Raw genomic sequence first — 17,254 nt, forward strand, 5'->3', positions numbered from 1 at the left:
TGTCACCATCCGATCGGCATCGACCGCGCTCCGCGGACGAGCATCTGGGTTTTCCACACGATATCGCCTGCCACGCGCAGGCCCGGCATTTCGCGGGTGAGCGCCTTGAGCGCCTCCTGGAGTTCCAGCCGGGCGAGCGGCGCGCCGAGGCAGTGGTGCACGCCGTGGCCGAAGCCGAGGTGGCGGTTGTCCTCGCGGGCGAGCACCAGCCCCTCGGCGTCGGTGAACTGGAGCCGGTCGCGGTTCGCCGCGCCCATCGCGACGAGCACCGGCTCGCCCGCCCGCACCAGGACGTCGCCGACCTGGACGTCCTCGGTGGCGTACCGGGCGAACCCGGCGCCGGCGCCGAGCGGCACGAACCGCAGCAGCTCCTCGACGGCCGACGGGATCAGCTCCGGCTCGGCGCACAGCCGCGCCCACTGCCCGGGCTCGTCCAGCAGCGCGTACACGAAGTTCGGGATCTGGCTCGCGGTGGTCTCGTGCCCGGCCACCAGGATGCCGACGCACATGTCCACCAGCTCCAGCTCGCTGAGCCGGTCCTTCTCGTCGCGCGCCGAGATGAGCGCGGACATCAGGTCGTCCTGCGGCTCGGCGCGGTGCTCCGCGATCAGCCCGGCCATGTACGCGCGCAGCTCCTCGCGGTTGCGCTCGGCTTCCTCCGCCGTGAGCCCGCTGGTGGTCAGCGCCGCGTCGCTCCACACGCGGAAGCGCGGCCGGTCGGCGGCCGGGACGCCGAGCAGCTCGCAGATCACGGCGACCGGGATCGGCAGCGCGTAGAGGTCGACCAGGTCGGCCGGCTGCCCGGCGGCCTTCATGTCCTCGACCAGGCCCTGGGCCAGCTCGGCCACCCGCGGGCGCAGCAGCTCGACGCGGCGCATGGTGAACGCCTTCGCCACCAGCGTGCGCAGCCGGGTGTGGTCCGGCGGGTCCATCATCAGGATGCCGCCGGTGCGCCGGTGCGCGGCCATCCGCGGCTCGTCCTTGTGCTCGGCCATCGCGCGGGAGAACCGGCGGTCGCCCAGCACCAGGCGGGCGTCGGCGTACCTCGTGGCCAGCCAGGAGTCCTCGCCGTGCGGCATGCGGACCCGGACCATGCCGTCGGCTTCGCGGGCGGCCGCGTAGGCCTCGTTGAGGGCCAGGCCCTCTTCCTCGTTGAACGGGTAGGCGAGCGGTTCGGTGGATGTGGTGGTCATGCGGAGAACTCCCGATCTGCTGGAAAGTCCGGTTTGTAAGCGCCTGCTTACAACGCTACCGATGGTGACGCAGCGCGTCAATGCGCACACCGTCCGCACGCCGGTTAACCTCGTCGCGGACGGAGGCGGTATGACCGGAGAACAGCAGGCCCGCAAGCGGGACGCCGCGGCGACGAAGGCCGCCCTGCTGGACGCGGCCGAGGAGCTGTTCGCCGAGCGCGGCTTCGATCGCACGACCGTGCGGGACATCGCGGCGCAGGCGGGGGTGAACCAGGCACTGCTGTTCCGCTACTTCGGCTCCAAGGAGTCCTTGTTCGGCGTCGTGATGGCCCGGGGCGGGCTGGCCAAACTGGAGACGACACCGCCGGAGCAGCTCTTCGAAACGACGTTGCGGACGTTGCTCGAACCGCCCCGCGACGGCAGCCCCCGCCGTTCCCTGGAGACCTACCTGCGCTCGACCGGCAGCAGCGGCGCCGCCACCACGATGCGCGAACACGTCGGCGAGGAGTACGCCCGGGTCCTGACCACCCTCACCGACCAGCCGGACGCGGAACTGCGCGCGGACCTCGTCCTGGCCTGGCTGCTGGGCATCGGCCTGGTCCGCTCGGTGACCGGCAAGGAGCCGCTGGCCGGCGCCGACCCCGACGACATCGTCCGGCTGATCCGGCCGGCCGTGCGGACCCTGCTGGAGCGCAACGGATAATCCGTTGGCGGACGACCACCGCGGCCCTAACGTCCCGGGCATGACGCCGTTCCCGCCCGCCGCCACCGAGGCCGAGTTCGCCCGGCTGACCCGTGCCGGGCTGCTCCCCCCGGTCCGGACGCTGCTGGGTTCCCTCGGCGTCCGCGGTGAGCCGGAACCGTTCGCCGACGGTTCGCTGCCGGTGTACGCCGTGGGTGCGGACCTGGTGCTGAAGCTGTTCCCGCCCGTGCACCTCGGCGAGCTGCCCACCGAGCGCACGATGCTCGAGGCCCTGCACGGACGCCTGCCCATCCCGACCCCGCGCGTCGTCCAGGCGGGCGAGCACGAGGGCTGGGGCTACGTGCTGATGGACCGGCTCCCCGGCGTCACGCTCAAGGAGGCCTGGCCACAGCTGTCCACGGAGGACAAAGCCGCGCTCGCCCCGCGGCTCGGCGAGGCGCTGGCCGCGCTACACGGCCTGGACGACCCCGCTTTGACGGTCCTCGGCCCAGCGAACTGGAGCGCTTTCCTTACCGGCCAACGCGATCGGGCGCTCGACCACCATCGCGCCACAAATCTGGACGAACACTGGCTGGCGCAGATCCCGGCGTTCCTCGACGCGGTGGACCTCGGCGAGCCCGCGACCGTCCCGCTGCACACCGAGTTCATGCGCGACCACCTGATGGTCACCCCCGGCAGCGGGGAGCCCACCGGCCTGTTCGACTTCGAACCCGCCATGCGTGGCGCCGCCGAATACGAGTTCGTGGCCGTCGGCCTGTTCGTCTCCGGCGGCGACGCGGCCTTCCTGCACCGGCTGCTCCTGGCGTACGGCTACCACCCGGCCGACCTCGGCGAGGAGTTCGCCCGCCGGTGCCTGGCGTACGCGCTGCTACACGTGTACAGCGACTTCCGCTGGTACCTCGACGCCCTGCCCGCCCCACCCGAGCCGACGCTGGACGCGCTCGCCACCGCCTGGTGGGGCACTGCCGGCTAGCGGTGCAGCCCGCGCCGCAACAGCTCGGCCAGGTGCACGGCGCGCCGGCCCGACTCCTGCTCGATCTGCGTACGGCAGCTGAACCCGTCCGACAGCACCACAGTGGAGTCCGGCGCCGCCCGCAGCGCGGGCAGCATCCGGTCCTCGGCAACGGCCTTCGAAACGTCGTAATGCCCGCGCTCGAAGCCGAAGTTGCCCGCCAGCCCGCAGCAGCCGGCGTCCAGCGTCGTGTTGCGGACGCCCGCGGCGGCCATCGCGGCCTCGTCGGCGGCGAAGCCGAGCACGGCGTGCTGGTGGCAGTGCACCTGCGTAACCGTCTCGACGTCCAGCGACGCTTCGAGCGGCTTCGGCGCGTCGGCAAGCAGTTCGGCGAACGTCCGGGTGCGGGAGGCCAGCAGTTCCGCCGTCGCGTCGCCCGGCAGCAGCGCGGCCAGGTCGCCGCGGAACAGCGCGGTGCAGCTGGGTTCCAGGCCGGCGACCTCGTACCCGGCTTCGAGGTACGGCCGCAGCACCTCGAGCGTCCGCCGCAGCACCCGCTTGGCCGTGTCCAGCTGGCCGGTGGAGACCCAAGTCAGTCCACAACAGACACCGCGGTCCGGCAGCACCACGTCGTAGCCCGCGGCGGTGAGCACCTCCGTGGCGGCGTCGAGCACGGCCGGGGTCAGGTAGTTGTTGAACGAATCCGGCCACAGCACCACCGGCCGCGGGCCACTGGCCCACCGTCGCAAGTCCTTGCGCGCCTTGGTGAACGGCACCGTCGCGAATTCCGGCAGCGCCCGTTCCGCCGCGATCCCGCCGGCCCGCTTCAACGCGGCGGCCGCCCAGCGTCGACGCGAGAAGAAGTTCGCCACCCGCGGCGCGAGCGCGGCCCCGCGCAGCCACAGCGGCAGCCAGCCCATCGAATAGTGCGAAGCCGGGCGGACGCGGCCGCGGTAGTGCTGGTGCAGGAACTCCGCCTTGTAGGTGGCCATGTCGACGTCCACCGGGCAGTCCGAAAGGCAGCCCTTGCAGGACAGGCACAAGTCCAGCGCCTCCGCCACTTCTTCGGAACGCCAGCCGTCCTTGATCACCTCGCCGTTGACCATCTCGGCGAGCAGGTGCGCTCGCCCGCGGGTGGAGTGCTGCTCCTCGCGGGTGGCCCGGTAGCTCGGGCACATCACGCCGCCGCCGCTGGTGTTGCGGCACTTCCCGACGCCGACGCAGCGGCGCATCGCCTGCCCGAATCTGCCCTGGTCCTCGGGGTAGCCGAGCACCGTCACGTCTTCGAGCGCGAGCGGCGCGCGCCGCACCCGCAGGTCGGCGTCCACCGGCCGCGGGTCGACCAGGATGCCCGGGTTCATCCGGCCGTCCGGATCGAAGATCGCCTTGAACCGGCCGAACAGCGCCATCATCTCCGGGCTGTACATCCGCGACAGCAACTCGGAACGGGCCTGCCCGTCGCCGTGCTCGCCGGAAAGCGAGCCGCCGTGCGCCGCGACGAGGTCGGCGGCCTCCTCGACGAACCCGCGGAAGTCCGTGATGCCGGGCGGTGAAAGCAGGTCGAAGTCGAGGCGCAGGTGCAGGCAGCCCTCGCCGTAGTGGCCGTAGACCACGCTCTGGCGGCCGTAACGCGCCATGAGTTCCTTGAAACCACGCAGGTACGAGCCCAGCCGCTCGGGTGGCACCGCCGCGTCTTCCCAGCCGGGCCAGGCCTCCGAGCCGTCCGCGAGGCGGGTCGCCAGTCCCGCGCCCTCCTCGCGGATGCGCCAGAGCCGGCGTTGCGCCGCCGGGTCGTCGAGCACCACCGAGCCGGTCACCACCGAGTCCAGTGAAGCCGCCAGCTCACGCGCCCGCGCGGCGGCCTCGGCCGGGGACTCCCCCGCCAGCTCGACGAACAGCCACGCGCCGCCCGGCGGCAGGCCGTCCGCGCGGCCCGGCTCCAACAACGCGACGAGCTGGGCGTCCACTCCCTCGACGGTCAGCGGCGACCACGGCAGGATCTCCGGCACCGCGTCGGCCGCCGCGATGTCCGAGGCGAAACCGAGCACGGCGAGTACCCGATGCCGCGGCAGCTCGGCGAGCGCGACGGTCGCCTCCAGCACCGTCACGCAGGTGCCCTCGCTGCCGACCAGTGCCTTGGCGACGTCGAAACCGTTCTCCGGCAACAGGTGTTCCAGGCCGTAGCCGGACACTCGGCGCGGCCAGGTCGACAGTTCCTTGCGCAGCAACGCGAGGTTGTCGCGCACCAGCGCGCGCAGTTCGGTGAACACCCGGCCCTCGCTGCCCGGGCGCGCCGCTCTTTCGTCCACTTCGGACGGTGTCGTGGGACCCACCGTGAGCCGCGTGCCGTCGTAGAGCAGCACGTCCAGCTCACGCACCACGTCGACGGTGCGGCCCCAGGCCACGGAGTGCGAGCCGCAGGCGTTGTTCCCGATCATGCCGCCGAGCGTGCAGCGACTGTGGGTGGACGGGTCGGGCCCGAACCGCAGGCCGTGCGGCGCGGCGAGCGCCTGCAGGTCGTCGAGCACCGTGCCGGGCGCGACCCGGGCGAGCCGGGCGGCGGGATCGAGCCAGCGGACACCGTGCACGTGCCGGGAGGTGTCCACCACGATGCCCGGCCCGCACGAATTGCCCGCGACGCTCGTGCCGCCGCCGCGCGCCACCACCGGCGCGCCCCGCTCACGCGCCGCCGCGACGGCGGCGATCACGTCGTCCACCGTCTCCGGCAGCACCACGCCGAGCGGCACGTGGCGGTAGTTGGACGCGTCGGTGGTGTACAGCGCGAGCGTGGCGGTGTCGGTGAGGATCTCCACACCCCCATTCAAGACACTCCGTCAGACCGCCGCCGTACGCACCCCGCCGAGACGACGCCGGGACAACGCCGCCGCCTCCGCGAGCGGCGTCGTGCCACGGGCGGCGGAATCGGACAACAAGGCCGAGACCACGTCGCCGATCGCCGCCACCCGCGCGGCCGCCGTGGCGTGGTCCAGGCCCTCGACCTCCCGCGCCACGGTGTAGACGACGCCGCCCGCGCTCGCCACGTAATCGGGCACCCAGACGATGCCGCGCGCGGCCAACGATGACGCCACGCCGTCGTCGACCAGCTGGTTGTTGGCCGGGCCCACGATGAGCGGCGCGTTGAGCACGGTGTCCGTGCCGAGCACCCCGCCGACGGCCGCGGGCACCAGGATGTCGGCGTCGAGTGCCAGCGCCTCGGCCGGCTCGGCCCAGGCGTAGCCGAGGTAACGGGCGTCCGCGCGGGCCCCCTCCGTCACGTCGGAGACGGTGACCTCGGCGCCGGCGTCGGCCAGCCCGCTCGCGACCAGCCGCCCGACCGAGCCGAACCCGCACACCACCACCCGCCGTCCGGCCGGGTCCGGGGTGCCGAACACCGCCCCGGACGCGGCCCGCAGCGCGGCGAGCACGCCCTGTGCGGTCGGGCCGCTGGACGAGCCGATGCCGCCCGCGGATTCCGGCAGGCAGAACGCGGGCGCGCCCTGCTCCCGCAGCACCAGCATGTCCTCGGGACCGGTGCCGATGTCTGGCCCGGCGAGGTACTGGCCCTCCAGCGAGGCGATCAGCTCGGCGTGGTCGAGCAGCACCGCGTGCCGCTCCTCCGCATCGAGTTGCTGCCCGGGCCGCAGGGCGATCACGCTCTTGGCGCCGCCGAAGTCCATGCCCGCGACGGCGCACTTGTCCGTCATCGCGGCCGAGAGCCGGAGCACGTCACGCTCGGCCTCGTCCAGGCCGGCGTAGGCCTTCATCCGGCAGCCGCCGAGCGCGGGCCCGAGCGCAGTCGAGTGGATCGCGACCATCGTGGTGACGCCGGAGCGACGGCCGCGGCGCACCACCAGCCGGTCGTGGTCCCAGGGCAGGGGGTGGACGGTCATCGAGGTCACCTTCCGCATGTCCGACACTGTCTGCCGGATGAAGTTAGAGTCGTGCCCGGCGATTTCGGGTCGGCGGCGAACATAATTCGGCAGCGGAGGCGACAGGGACGTGCTGGACGAACTTGATTCGGCGATCGTGCGGCTGCTGCAGGAAGACGCCCGGCAGACCAACCGCGACCTCGCGCGGAAAGTCGGCATCGCGCCGTCGACCTGCCTGGAGCGCACGCGGCTGCTGCGCGAGCGCGGGGTGATCCGGGGCTACCACGCCGAGGTCGACCTCCCCAGCCTCGGCCGCTCGGTGCAGGCCATGGTGTCCGCGCAGGTGCGCCCGCTCAGCCGCGCCGTGATCGACGCCTTCCAGCGGTCGATGGCGGAGCGGCCGGAGGTGCTTTCGGTGTTCGTGGCGGCGGGCAGCGACGATTTCCTGATCCACGTCGCCGTGCGCGACATCGACCACCTGCATGCTTTCCTGACCGACCGGCTCGCCCTGCGCAAGGAGGTGGTCGGGTTCCGCAGCTCGATCATCTTCCGGCACCTGCGCAAGTCCACCGTGGAAGAGCTGCCGATCGGCCGTCCGGCGGAGAACCCCTGAAAAGACGCGACATCACCCGGGAAAACACAGGAAATGCCCGGATTCGGGGGTGAGCGGGGCGAAACTGTCGGTGGTCCTTGTTCTACTGGACCACGAAAGCCCGGACCACGGAAACGAGGTACCGCTGTGACTGCCGAACTGAAAGACACCGAACTGAATCATCGTGAGCGGGCCACCCTGGCCGCGGTGGCCGCCGGGCGCGCGCAGATCAGCTGCAGCTGTGAGCCGGACCTGTTCGTCGACGGCCTGAGCTGCTGCGACCAGGGCACCGCCCGCCGGCTGGCCCGGCTGGGCCTGCTCGAACCCGTCTCGGCGGGTGCCCACGGGGAGCGGGTGCTCGCCGTGCTGACCGCCGCCGGAATGGCGGCCCTGAACGAGCCGGGCACGATCGTGGCCGCCTAGCGCCGGGTTCGGAAAACCCGTTGGCCGCCGGGCCCGCGCCCGGCAGCATTACCGGGATGGACGTGTTCCTGGAAACGGAACGGCTGATTCTGCGCCGCTTCACCGGCGAAGACGCGGATCTGCTGTTCGGCCTCTACAACGACCCCGCCGTGATGCGTTATCTCAATGGCGGCGCCCCGGCCGACCGGGCCGAGATCGCCGCCGTTGACCTCCCGGCATTCCTGGGCTATCACCCCCGTTTCCCCGGTTACGGCTTCTGGGCCGCGCTCGACCGGGAGCGTGCGGATTTCCTGGGCTGGTTCCACTTCCGCCCGCAGCCGGGCGACCCGGTGGACGAACCCGAACTCGGCTACCGCCTGCACCGCGCGGCCTGGGGCCACGGCTACGCGACCGAAGGCTCCCGAGCCTTGCTGGCGAAGGGTTTCACCGACCTGGGCGCGAACCGCGTCACCGCCGCCACCCTCACCGTCAACCAGGGCTCACGGCGCGTCCTGGAGAAGGTCGGCCTCCGTTACCTCCGCACCGTGCCAGCCGACGGGCACGACACCGCCGAAGGCGCCGAACACGGCGTGCGCGAGTACGCCATCACCCGCGCCGAATGGGCCGCATTGCAAGATCGACCGCAACCCTGACGCCCGCCGCGTCAGACCGAGCGCACCCATTCCTCCCCCAGCCGGGTCAGCACCGCCTCACCGCCGGTGAGGTCCGCGAGCCAGGCGGCGAACGGCGCCTCCTCGTCTGTGCCGAGGCCGACCTCGAAGTGGGCGGTGGCGTCGAAGCGGGTCTCGTTCAGCGTGTACGACGACGAGCGCAGGTCGTTCTCCAGCCGGCCCGCGCGGGTGTAGTCCACCTCGACGTCGACCAGGCGCAGCCGCCGGTACTCGACCACGCCGACCGCGTCCAGGGCTTCCGACACCGCCTGCCCGTACGCGCGGATCAGGCCGCCCGCGCCCAGCAGCACGCCGCCGAAGTGGCGGGACACCACCGCGACCGTGTCCGTGACCCCGCGGCGCCGCAGGACCTCCAGCATCGGGATGCCCGCGGTGCCGGCGGGTTCGCCGTCGTCGCTGGAGCGCTGGGTGCGGCCGTCCGGGCCGAGGACAAACGCGTGACAGTGGTGGCGCGCGGCCGGTTCGGCCTTCCGCCGGGCCGCGATCGCCTCGCGGGCAGCGGCTTCGCCGGCCACCGGGGCGAGGGCGCAAAGGAAGCGGGAGCGCCGGATCTCGATCTCGTGCAGTCCCGGACTCGGCACGGAGAGATAACGATCAGTCATCGACGGCTCGCCTCATGCGACCAGTCAACCACCCTCGTCGCGCGCATGAGCGCCCGGTCGCGGCGGCGTTTCACCAGCTCAGCGCGGGTGCCGTCCGATCACCGGGAGAGAAGGCCCGACATATGGGAGTACCCCGGGGGGCGTCAACGTAAGCGTGGCATTTCCCACCCGGGCCCGGCGACGTATGTCGATTACAGCGAATTCACACTATCGTCATAAGACCCGGCGAACCCGGGAGTAACACCACGCGCCCGGCCCGCCCCCCACCACACCGGCTGACCGCACCCAGCGCGTGGGCTGCACCGACCACTGTTCGGCCGCCCAACGGCGTGTGGCCCGTGAATAACCCGCAGCCCGATCGACGACGACCGGGCTGGGCCGTCCCGCCTGGCTCTTCCCTCGCGCGAGCAGCAAGCTCCCGCGAGAGGGCAACGGGCGAGCCCGCGGCGAATTCCTTCCCCCGACTGACCATCGCGGTTCCGGACCACTTCGTTAACCGGTTCACTGTCGAACCATCCGATGGAGTGAGTACCGGGCGCGCCAACGCCTTGGGAGGCGGCCAGCCGTGACCCACCGTGCCAGTTCCGGTTCCAGCACACCGGCCCTCGCGGGTCTGTACGACCCTTCTTACGAACACGACGCCTGCGGGGTCGCGTTCGTCGCCGACCTCGCCGGCCGCCGCGATCATCAGATCGTGGCGAAAGCCCTGGTCGCGCTCAGGAATCTGGAGCATCGCGGGGCGCGAGGCGCCGAACCGGACACCGGTGACGGCGCCGGCCTGCTGATCCAGGTGCCCGACGCGTTCTACCGCGAGGTCGCCGGCTTCACGCTGCCCGAAGAGGGCGCGTATGCCGTCGGCACCGCTTTCCTGCCGCAGGACGAAAAACGCCGCGGCCGCGCCATGACCACCATCGAGCGGATCGCCGCCGAGGAGGACATGCGCGTGGTGGGCTGGCGCGAGCTGCCCGTGGACACCGCGCACTGCGGGCCCACCGCCGCCGAGACCATGCCGCACTTCACGCAGCTGTTCCTGGCCGGGCGCCGCCACAACCGCGAGGGCCTCGCCCTGGAGCGCGCCGCCTTCTGCGTGCGCAAGCGCGCCGAGCACGAGCTGGTCGACGATGACGTGTACTTCCCGTCACTGTCCTCGCGCACGATCGTCTACAAGGGAATGCTCACCGAGGGTCAGGTCGAGCGGTTCTTCCTCGACCTGACCGACGAGCGCGTGACGAGCGCCATCGGCCTCGTGCACTCCCGCTTCTCCACCAACACCTTCCCGTCGTGGCCGCTCGCGCACCCGTACCGGTACGTGGCGCACAACGGCGAGATCAACACCCTCAAGGGCAACCGCAACTGGATGGACGCCCGCGAGGCGCTGCTGGAGACCGACCTCGTCCCCGGCGACCTCAAGCGGATCTACCCGGTGATCACCCGCGGCGCCAGCGACTCCGCCTCCTTCGACGAGGTGCTGGAGCTGCTGCACCTCGGCGGCCGGTCCCTGCCGCACTCCGTGCTGATGATGATCCCGGAGGCCTGGGAGAACCATCAGGAGATGGACCCCGCGCGCCGGGCGTTCTACGAGTTCCACTCGACGCTGATGGAGCCGTGGGACGGGCCCGCGCTGGTCGCGTTCACCGACGGCACGCAGATCGGCGCGGTGCTCGACCGCAACGGCCTGCGCCCCGGCCGCTACTGGGTGACCGACGACGGCCTCGTGGTGCTCGCCAGCGAGGTCGGGGTGCTGGAGCTGGACCAGTCCACGATCGTCCGCAAGGGCCGGCTGGAGCCGGGCCGGATGTTCCTCGTCGACACCGCCGAGGGCCGGATCATCGAGGACGAGGAGATCAAGAGCGAGCTGGCCACCGCGCACCCGTACGACGAATGGGTCGACGCCGGGCTGCTGCGCCTGGAAGACCTGCCCGAGCGAGACCGCGAGGTGCCGCTGCACGCCGCGCTCGTACGGCGCCAGCAGTCCTTCGGCTACACCGAAGAAGAGCTGGAGACCATCCTCGAGCCGATGGCCCGCACCGGCGCGGAGCCGATCGGCTCGATGGGCAACGATTCGCCGCTCGCCCCGCTGTCCACGCGCTCGCGGCCGTTGTTCGACTACTTCATCCAGCTGTTCGCCCAGGTGACGAACCCGCCGCTGGACTCCATCCGGGAAGAGCTGATCACCGCGCTCGGCACGCAGATCGGCGCGGAGCCGAACCTGCTGGAGGCCGACGCCGCCTCGTGTCGCCGCATCGTGCTGCCGTTCCCCGTGCTGGACAACGACCAGCTGGCGAAACTGGTGCACGTCAACGACGACGGCACACTGCCGGAGTTCCAGGCCGTCACGGTGCTCGGCCGCTACAACGTGCACGGCGGCGGCGAAGCGCTCGTACAGCGTCTCGACGAGATCCGCAGCGAAGTGTCCGAAGCGATCGAGGACGGCGCGCGGTTGATCGTGCTGTCGGACCGCGGCGTCGACGAGCACCACGCCGCGATCCCTTCGCTGCTGCTGACCGGCGCGGTGCACCACCACCTGGTCCGCGAGAAGACGCGCACGCAGGTCGGCCTCATCGTCGAGGCGGGCGACGCGCGCGAGGTGCACCACATCGCGTTGCTCGTCGGTTACGGCGTGGCCGCGGTGAACCCGTACCTGGCGATGGCGACGGTCGAGGAGATGGCGCACCAGGGCCTGATCCCGGGCGTCACCGGCAAGCAGGCGACCACGAACCTGATCAAGGCGCTGGGCAAGGGCGTGCGCAAGACGATGTCCAAGATGGGCGTCTCCACCGTCGCGTCCTACACCGGCGCGCAGATCTTCGAGGCCGTCGGGCTGGGCGCCGAAATCGTCGACACCTGTTTCACCGGAACCACTTCACGGCTCGGCGGCGTCGGGTTCGACACCATCGCCGACGAGGTCGAGCAGCGCCACCGCCGGGCCTTCCCGGCCGACGGCGTCCGCCCCAGCCACCGTGAGCTGGAGACCGGCGCGGACTACCAGTGGCGCCGCGAGGGCGAGCCGCACCTGTTCAACCCGCAGACCGTGTTCAAGCTGCAGCACTCCACGCGCAGCGGGAAGTACGAGGTCTTCAAGGAGTACACGAAGGCCGTCAACGACCAGTCGGAGAAGCTGCAGACGCTGCGCGGGCTGTTCGACTTCAAGTACGGCGAGCGGACGCCGGTGCCGATCGAGGAGGTCGAGCCGGTCTCGGAGATCGTCAAGCGGTTCGCCACCGGCGCCATCTCCTACGGCTCGATTTCGATGGAGATGCACCAGACCCTGGCCATCGCGATGAACCGGCTGGGCGGCAAGTCGAACACCGGCGAAGGCGGCGAGGACGCCGAACGGCTGTACGACCCCGAGCGGCGCTCCGCCGTGAAGCAGGTCGCGAGCGGCCGGTTCGGCGTGACGAGTGAGTACCTGGTCAACGCCGACGACATCCAGATCAAGATGGCGCAGGGCGCGAAGCCCGGTGAAGGCGGGCAGCTGCCCGGCGCGAAGGTGTACCCGTGGATCGCGAAGACGCGGTACTCGACGCCGGGCGTCGGCCTGATCTCCCCGCCGCCGCACCACGACATCTACTCGATCGAAGACCTGGCGCAGCTGATCCACGACCTGAAGAACGCCAACCCGGCCGCGCGCATCCACGTGAAGCTCGTGTCCGAGGTCGGCGTCGGCACGGTCGCGGCCGGGGTGTCCAAGGCGCACGCGGACGTGGTGCTGATCTCCGGTCACGACGGCGGGACGGGCGCTTCGCCGCTGTCGTCCATCAAGCACGCCGGCGGCCCGTGGGAGCTGGGCCTGGCCGAGACCCAGCAGACCCTGCTGGCGAACCGGCTGCGCGACCGCATCGTGGTGCAGACCGACGGCCAGCTCAAGACCGGCCGTGACGTGATGATCGCGGCGCTGCTCGGCGCCGAGGAGTTCGGCTTCGCGACCGCGCCGCTGGTGGTTTCGGGCTGCATCATGATGCGCGTCTGCCACCTCGACACCTGCCCGGTGGGCGTCGCGACGCAGAACCCCAAGCTGCGGGAGAAGTTCAGCGGCAAGGCCGAGTACGTGGTGAACTTCTTCCAGTTCATCGCGCAGGAGGTCCGGGAATACCTGGCGGAGCTGGGTTTCCGGTCCATCGCCGAGGCCGTGGGCCACGCCGAGGTGCTCGACAAGCGCCAGGCCGTCGACCACTGGAAGGCGGCCGGGCTGGACCTGTCGCCGATCTTCCACGTGCCCGGGCTGGCCCCGCGCGCGGCGCGCCACCAGCAGGTGGCGCAGGACCACGGGCTCGACAAGGCGCTCGACAACACGCTGATCCAGCTGGCCGAGGGCGCGCTGTCCTCGGGTGACAAGGTGCGGCTGGAACTGCCGGTGCGCAACGTCAACCGCACCGTCGGCACCATGCTCGGCTCGGAGCTGACCAAGAAGTGGGGCGGCGAGGGCCTGCCGGACGACACGATCGACGTCACCTTCACCGGCACCGCGGGCCAGTCGTTCGGCGCGTTCGTGCCGAAGGGCATCACGCTGCGGCTCTACGGCGACGGCAACGACTACGTCGGCAAGGGTCTTTCCGGCGGGCGGCTGATCGTGCGCCCGGCGAAGGAGGCGGTCATCGCCGCCGAGGAGCACATCATCGCGGGCAACGTGATCGGTTACGGCGCCACCAGCGGTGAGATCTTCATCCGGGGCAAGGCGGGCGAACGGTTCTGCGTGCGCAACTCCGGCGCGCTGGCCGTCGTCGAAGGCGTGGGCGACCACGGCGTCGAATACATGACCGGCGGCCGGGTCGTGGTGCTCGGCGGGGTCGGGCGCAACTTCGCGGCCGGCATGTCCGGTGGCATCGCGTACGTGCTGGACCTGCCGGTGCACCGGGTGAACCCGGAGATGGTCGACATCGACCCGCTCGACTCCGAGGACGCCGACTTCCTGCGTGAAACCGTCGAAAAGCATTACAACGAAACGGAGTCCGCGGTCGCGCGCACGCTGCTCGCCGACTGGGACGCCGCCGTCGACCGCTTCGGCAAGGTCATGCCGAAGGACTACAAGCGTGTGCTCGCCGCTCAGGTGCAAGCCGAGCGGGATGGGCGTGACGTGAACGAGGCGATCATGGAGGCCGCACATGGCTGACCCCAAGGGCTTTCTGACCACCACCCGCGAAGAGCCGAAGCGGCGTCCGGTCGATCTGCGGCTGATGGACTGGCGTGAGGTCTACGAGGACTTCGCGTCGACGAAGCTGGAGAAGCAGGCCGGGCGCTGTATGGACTGCGGCATCCCGTTCTGTCACCAGGGCTGTCCGCTGGGGAACCTGATCCCCGAGTGGAACACGTTGGTGTGGCGGGAAGACTGGCAGGAGGCGGCCGAGCGGCTGCACGCCACGAACAACTTCCCGGAGTTCACCGGCACGCTGTGCCCCGCGCCGTGCGAGACCGCGTGTGTGCTGGGCATCAACGACGACCCGGTGACGATCAAGCGGGTCGAGATCTCCATCATCGACCGGGCCTTCGCCGAAGGCTGGGTCACGCCGCAGGTGCCGATCGCGAAGACCGGCAAGAAGGTCGCCGTGGTCGGCTCCGGCCCGTCCGGGCTCGCAGCGGCGCAGCAGCTGACGCGCGCGGGCCACAGCGTGGTGGTCTTCGAGCGGGCCGACAAGATCGGCGGGCTGCTGCGTTACGGCATCCCCGCGTTCAAGATGGAGAAGCACCGGCTCGACCGGCGGATCGAGCAGATGCGGGCCGAGGGCACGGAATTCCGGACCTCGGTGGACGTCGGCGCCGACCTCACGGTGGACGAGCTGCGGTCGTCCCACGACGCCGTGGTGCTGGCGGGCGGCGCGACCGCGTGGCGCGACCTGCCGATCGACGGCCGTGAGCTGACCGGCATCTACCAGGCGATGGAGTTCCTGCCGCCGGCGAACCGGGTGGCCGCGGGCGAGCTGGACGTCTCGCCGTACTCCGCCGAGGGCCTCGACGTCGTGGTCATCGGCGGCGGCGACACCGGCGCGGACTGCGTCGGCACCTCGCACCGCCAGGGCGCGAAATCGGTGACCCAGCTGGAAATCATGCCGCGGCCGCCGGAGTCGCGCGCGGACGCGCACCCGTGGCCGACGTACCCGATGATCTACCGCGTCTCCTCGGCCCACGAGGAGGGCGGCGAGCGGCTGTACTCGGTGAACACGCAGGAGTTCCTGAGTGACGCCGACGGCCGGGTGCGGGCGCTGAAGCTCGTCGAGGTCCGCAACGAGGGCGGCAAGTTCGTCCCCGTCGAGGGCAGCGAGACCGAGCTGCCGGCCCAATTGGTGTTGCTGGCCATGGGTTTCCTGGGCCCGCAGCGCGAGGGCCTGATCGAGGACCTCGGCGTGGAGCTGGACCAGCGCGGCAACGTCGCGCGGGACCAGGACTTCCGCACAAGCCTCGACAACGTCTTCGTGGCCGGCGACATGGGCCGCGGCCAGTCGCTCATCGTCTGGGCCATCGCGGAAGGCCGCTCCTGCGCCGCCGGCGTCGACTCCTTCCTCACCGGCCGCGGCTTCCTGCCCGCCCCGATCGCGCCGACGGACCGGCCGATCTCCTGAGTTTCGGGCGGGTGCGTCAACGGTGCCGCACCCGCCCGATCTTTTTGCCACCCCTCAATCACCGAGCGAAACCGTTATTGCGCTATCCGGGTGAATTCCCGACGTAGGTGGCATCTGCGATACCACTGAGCGCAACCTGGAACCAAGGGAGGAACACCGCCGGTCGCCGAGGGGGCTCGGGTGCCGGTGGTGGCCGCCGGCACGGCGGGAACGGGGAGGGGACCCTGGCATGGCTGTCGATCTGACCAGCACTCTGGCCTGGACCACGGCGAGCGGTGACGCCGCCACGATGCTCGACGAGCTCCAGCCCAACATCCTGAAGGCGCACGCCCGCGATCACTTGTCCGTGCTTTTCCTGCGGTTCGGCGAAAACCGGAAGGACGCGGCCGCGGCGAAGGGCTTCCTGGCGGCGCTGGCGAACCAGCAGATGAAGTCCGCGAAGACGCAGCTGCAGGAGATCAGCGCGTTCAAGGCCGCGGGCACCGGGGGAACGCCGTACGTGGGGGTCGGGCTGACCGCCGCCGGGTATCACGCGCTGGGCGTGAAGCAGGTGCCGCAGGACGAGTCGTTCCTGCGCGGCATGCGTGACCCGGCGACGCGGCAGAAGCTCGCCGACCCGCCGCGGTCCACGTTCGATCCCGGCTACCACGGTGAGATCCACGCCGTGGTCCTGATCGGCGACGCCGCCGACGGCGCGATGACCGCGCGCCGCAACGAGGTGCTGGCCCTGCTGCCGGATTCCGTCACCGTGCTGGCCGAAGAGGCGGGCCTCGGCCGGACCAACTCGCGCGGCGAGGGCATCGAGCACTTCGGTTACGTCGACGGCCGCAGCCAGCCGCTGTTCCTGGCCGAGGACGTGGACGCGGAGAAGAACTCCACCGACGGCATCAACGTCTGGGACCCCTCGGCCCCGCTCTCGCAGGTGCTGGTCGCCGACGTGGCGGCGCCGGACCCGGCCGTGCACTTCGGCAGCTACTTCGTCTTCCGCAAGCTGGAGCAGAACGTGCGGCGGTTCAAGCAGGCCGAGCTCGACCTGGCCGGCGCGCTCGGGCTCACCGGCGACGACCGCGAGCGCGCGGGCGCCATGATCATCGGCCGGTTCGAGGACGGCACCCCGCTCACCACGCAGCGCGAGGACGGCGCGGAAAGCCCGGTGTCCAACAACTTCACCTACGACAGCGACCTCGCGGCCGCCAAATGCCCGTTCCAGGCGCACATCCGCAAGACGAACCCGCGTGGCAGCGGCGGGTTCGAGGAGCCCGCGGACGAGCGCCTGCACCTGATGGCGCGCCGCGGCGTGCCCTACGGCGAGCGAGCCGACGACCCGAACGCCGACGTGCCGCCGGCCCAGCGCCCGTCCGGCGGCGTCGGGCTGCTGTTCATGGCGTTCAACTCGGCGCTGGGCAACCAGTTCGAGTTCACGCAGGCGACCTGGGCCGACAACCCGGGTTTCCCGAAGGCGCCGGTGAAGCCGGGCCTCGACCCGGTGATCGGCCAGGGACCGCGCGAATCGTCGGAGTACGTGCCCGGCTGGGGCGGCACCACCACGGTCACGGCGCCACCGGTGCCCCAGGCCGTCACGTGCAAGGGCGGCGACTACTTCTTCATGCCGTCGCTCGCCTTCCTGCGCTCGCTCGCCTGAGCAAGGCCGACGGCCACTGGGGGTAATGGCCCCTTCGCGACCCGCGCGAAGGG

12 protein-coding genes are annotated in these 17,254 nt (G+C 71.2%); 8 read left to right on the forward strand and 4 right to left on the reverse strand.

Features of this window, described 5'->3' with window-relative positions; genetic code table 11:
• Nucleotides 1-2 precede the first annotated feature (2 nt).
• Nucleotides 3-1,193: a cytochrome P450 gene (locus BMY97_RS36835; RefSeq protein ID WP_091626699.1), complete on the reverse strand. Its 1,191-nt coding sequence runs from the start codon at nucleotides 1,191-1,193 to the stop codon at nucleotides 3-5.
• Nucleotides 1,194-1,323: 130 nt separating this feature from the next.
• Between BMY97_RS36835 and BMY97_RS36840 the strand changes: the two genes are divergently transcribed.
• Together BMY97_RS36840 and BMY97_RS36845 are read left to right on the forward strand one after the other, a co-directional pair.
• Nucleotides 1,324-1,896 carry a TetR/AcrR family transcriptional regulator gene (locus BMY97_RS36840; protein ID WP_091626701.1) on the forward strand — a complete coding sequence of 191 codons (573 nt, stop codon included), beginning with the start codon at nucleotides 1,324-1,326 and terminating at the stop codon, nucleotides 1,894-1,896.
• Between the two features lie 40 nt (nucleotides 1,897-1,936).
• Nucleotides 1,937-2,869 (forward strand): aminoglycoside phosphotransferase family protein, encoded by a 933-nt coding sequence (locus BMY97_RS36845; protein ID WP_091626704.1) that lies wholly within the window; start codon nucleotides 1,937-1,939, stop codon nucleotides 2,867-2,869.
• Here the strand turns inward: BMY97_RS36845 and BMY97_RS36850 are convergent.
• Nucleotides 2,866-5,661: an FAD-binding and (Fe-S)-binding domain-containing protein gene (locus tag BMY97_RS36850; protein ID WP_091626707.1), complete on the reverse strand. Its 2,796-nt coding sequence runs from the start codon at nucleotides 5,659-5,661 to the stop codon at nucleotides 2,866-2,868. The two genes, BMY97_RS36845 and BMY97_RS36850, sit on opposite strands and share 4 nt — an antisense overlap.
• 21 nt (nucleotides 5,662-5,682) lie before the next feature.
• Nucleotides 5,683-6,738: a Glu/Leu/Phe/Val dehydrogenase dimerization domain-containing protein gene (locus tag BMY97_RS36855; protein WP_091626874.1), complete on the reverse strand. Its 1,056-nt coding sequence runs from the start codon at nucleotides 6,736-6,738 to the stop codon at nucleotides 5,683-5,685.
• A gap of 112 nt (nucleotides 6,739-6,850) precedes the next feature.
• Here BMY97_RS36855 and BMY97_RS36860 point away from each other — a divergent pair, with 112 nt between their 5' ends.
• The 3 genes from BMY97_RS36860 to BMY97_RS36870 all read left to right on the forward strand — a co-directional run bounded on the left by BMY97_RS36860 (nucleotide 6,851) and on the right by BMY97_RS36870 (nucleotide 8,364).
• The gene (locus BMY97_RS36860) at nucleotides 6,851-7,330 is read left to right on the forward strand and encodes an Lrp/AsnC family transcriptional regulator (RefSeq protein WP_091626876.1); all 480 of its coding nucleotides are present in this window, start codon (nucleotides 6,851-6,853) and stop codon (nucleotides 7,328-7,330) included.
• A 126-nt stretch (nucleotides 7,331-7,456) separates the two neighbouring features.
• The gene (locus tag BMY97_RS36865; protein WP_091626710.1) at nucleotides 7,457-7,732 is read left to right on the forward strand and encodes a hypothetical protein; all 276 of its coding nucleotides are present in this window, start codon (nucleotides 7,457-7,459) and stop codon (nucleotides 7,730-7,732) included.
• Nucleotides 7,733-7,788: 56 nt separating this feature from the next.
• The gene (locus BMY97_RS36870; RefSeq protein WP_091626713.1) at nucleotides 7,789-8,364 is read left to right on the forward strand and encodes a GNAT family N-acetyltransferase; all 576 of its coding nucleotides are present in this window, start codon (nucleotides 7,789-7,791) and stop codon (nucleotides 8,362-8,364) included.
• An 11-nt stretch (nucleotides 8,365-8,375) separates the two neighbouring features.
• On the opposite strand, the gene BMY97_RS36875 is transcribed toward BMY97_RS36870, so the two are convergent.
• Nucleotides 8,376-9,005, reverse strand: a complete 630-nt coding sequence (locus tag BMY97_RS36875) for a YigZ family protein (protein WP_091626716.1) — start codon at nucleotides 9,003-9,005, stop codon at nucleotides 8,376-8,378.
• A 565-nt stretch (nucleotides 9,006-9,570) separates the two neighbouring features.
• Here BMY97_RS36875 and gltB point away from each other — a divergent pair.
• The 3 genes from gltB to BMY97_RS36890 all read left to right on the forward strand — a co-directional run bounded on the left by gltB (nucleotide 9,571) and on the right by BMY97_RS36890 (nucleotide 17,201).
• On the forward strand, nucleotides 9,571-14,115 hold the full coding sequence (gltB, locus tag BMY97_RS36880) for a glutamate synthase large subunit (RefSeq protein ID WP_091626718.1): 4,545 nt from the start codon (nucleotides 9,571-9,573) through the stop codon (nucleotides 14,113-14,115).
• Nucleotides 14,108-15,559: a glutamate synthase subunit beta gene (locus BMY97_RS36885; RefSeq protein WP_091626721.1), complete on the forward strand. Its 1,452-nt coding sequence runs from the start codon at nucleotides 14,108-14,110 to the stop codon at nucleotides 15,557-15,559. The genes gltB and BMY97_RS36885 overlap by 8 nt, the downstream gene beginning before the upstream one ends.
• 229 nt (nucleotides 15,560-15,788) lie before the next feature.
• Nucleotides 15,789-17,201, forward strand: a complete 1,413-nt coding sequence (locus BMY97_RS36890; RefSeq protein ID WP_091626723.1) for a Dyp-type peroxidase — start codon at nucleotides 15,789-15,791, stop codon at nucleotides 17,199-17,201.
• Nucleotides 17,202-17,254: the final 53 nt, after the last annotated feature.

It is taken from the genome of Amycolatopsis saalfeldensis (assembly GCF_900110575.1).
Lineage (GTDB): Bacteria > Actinomycetota > Actinomycetes > Mycobacteriales > Pseudonocardiaceae > Amycolatopsis > Amycolatopsis saalfeldensis.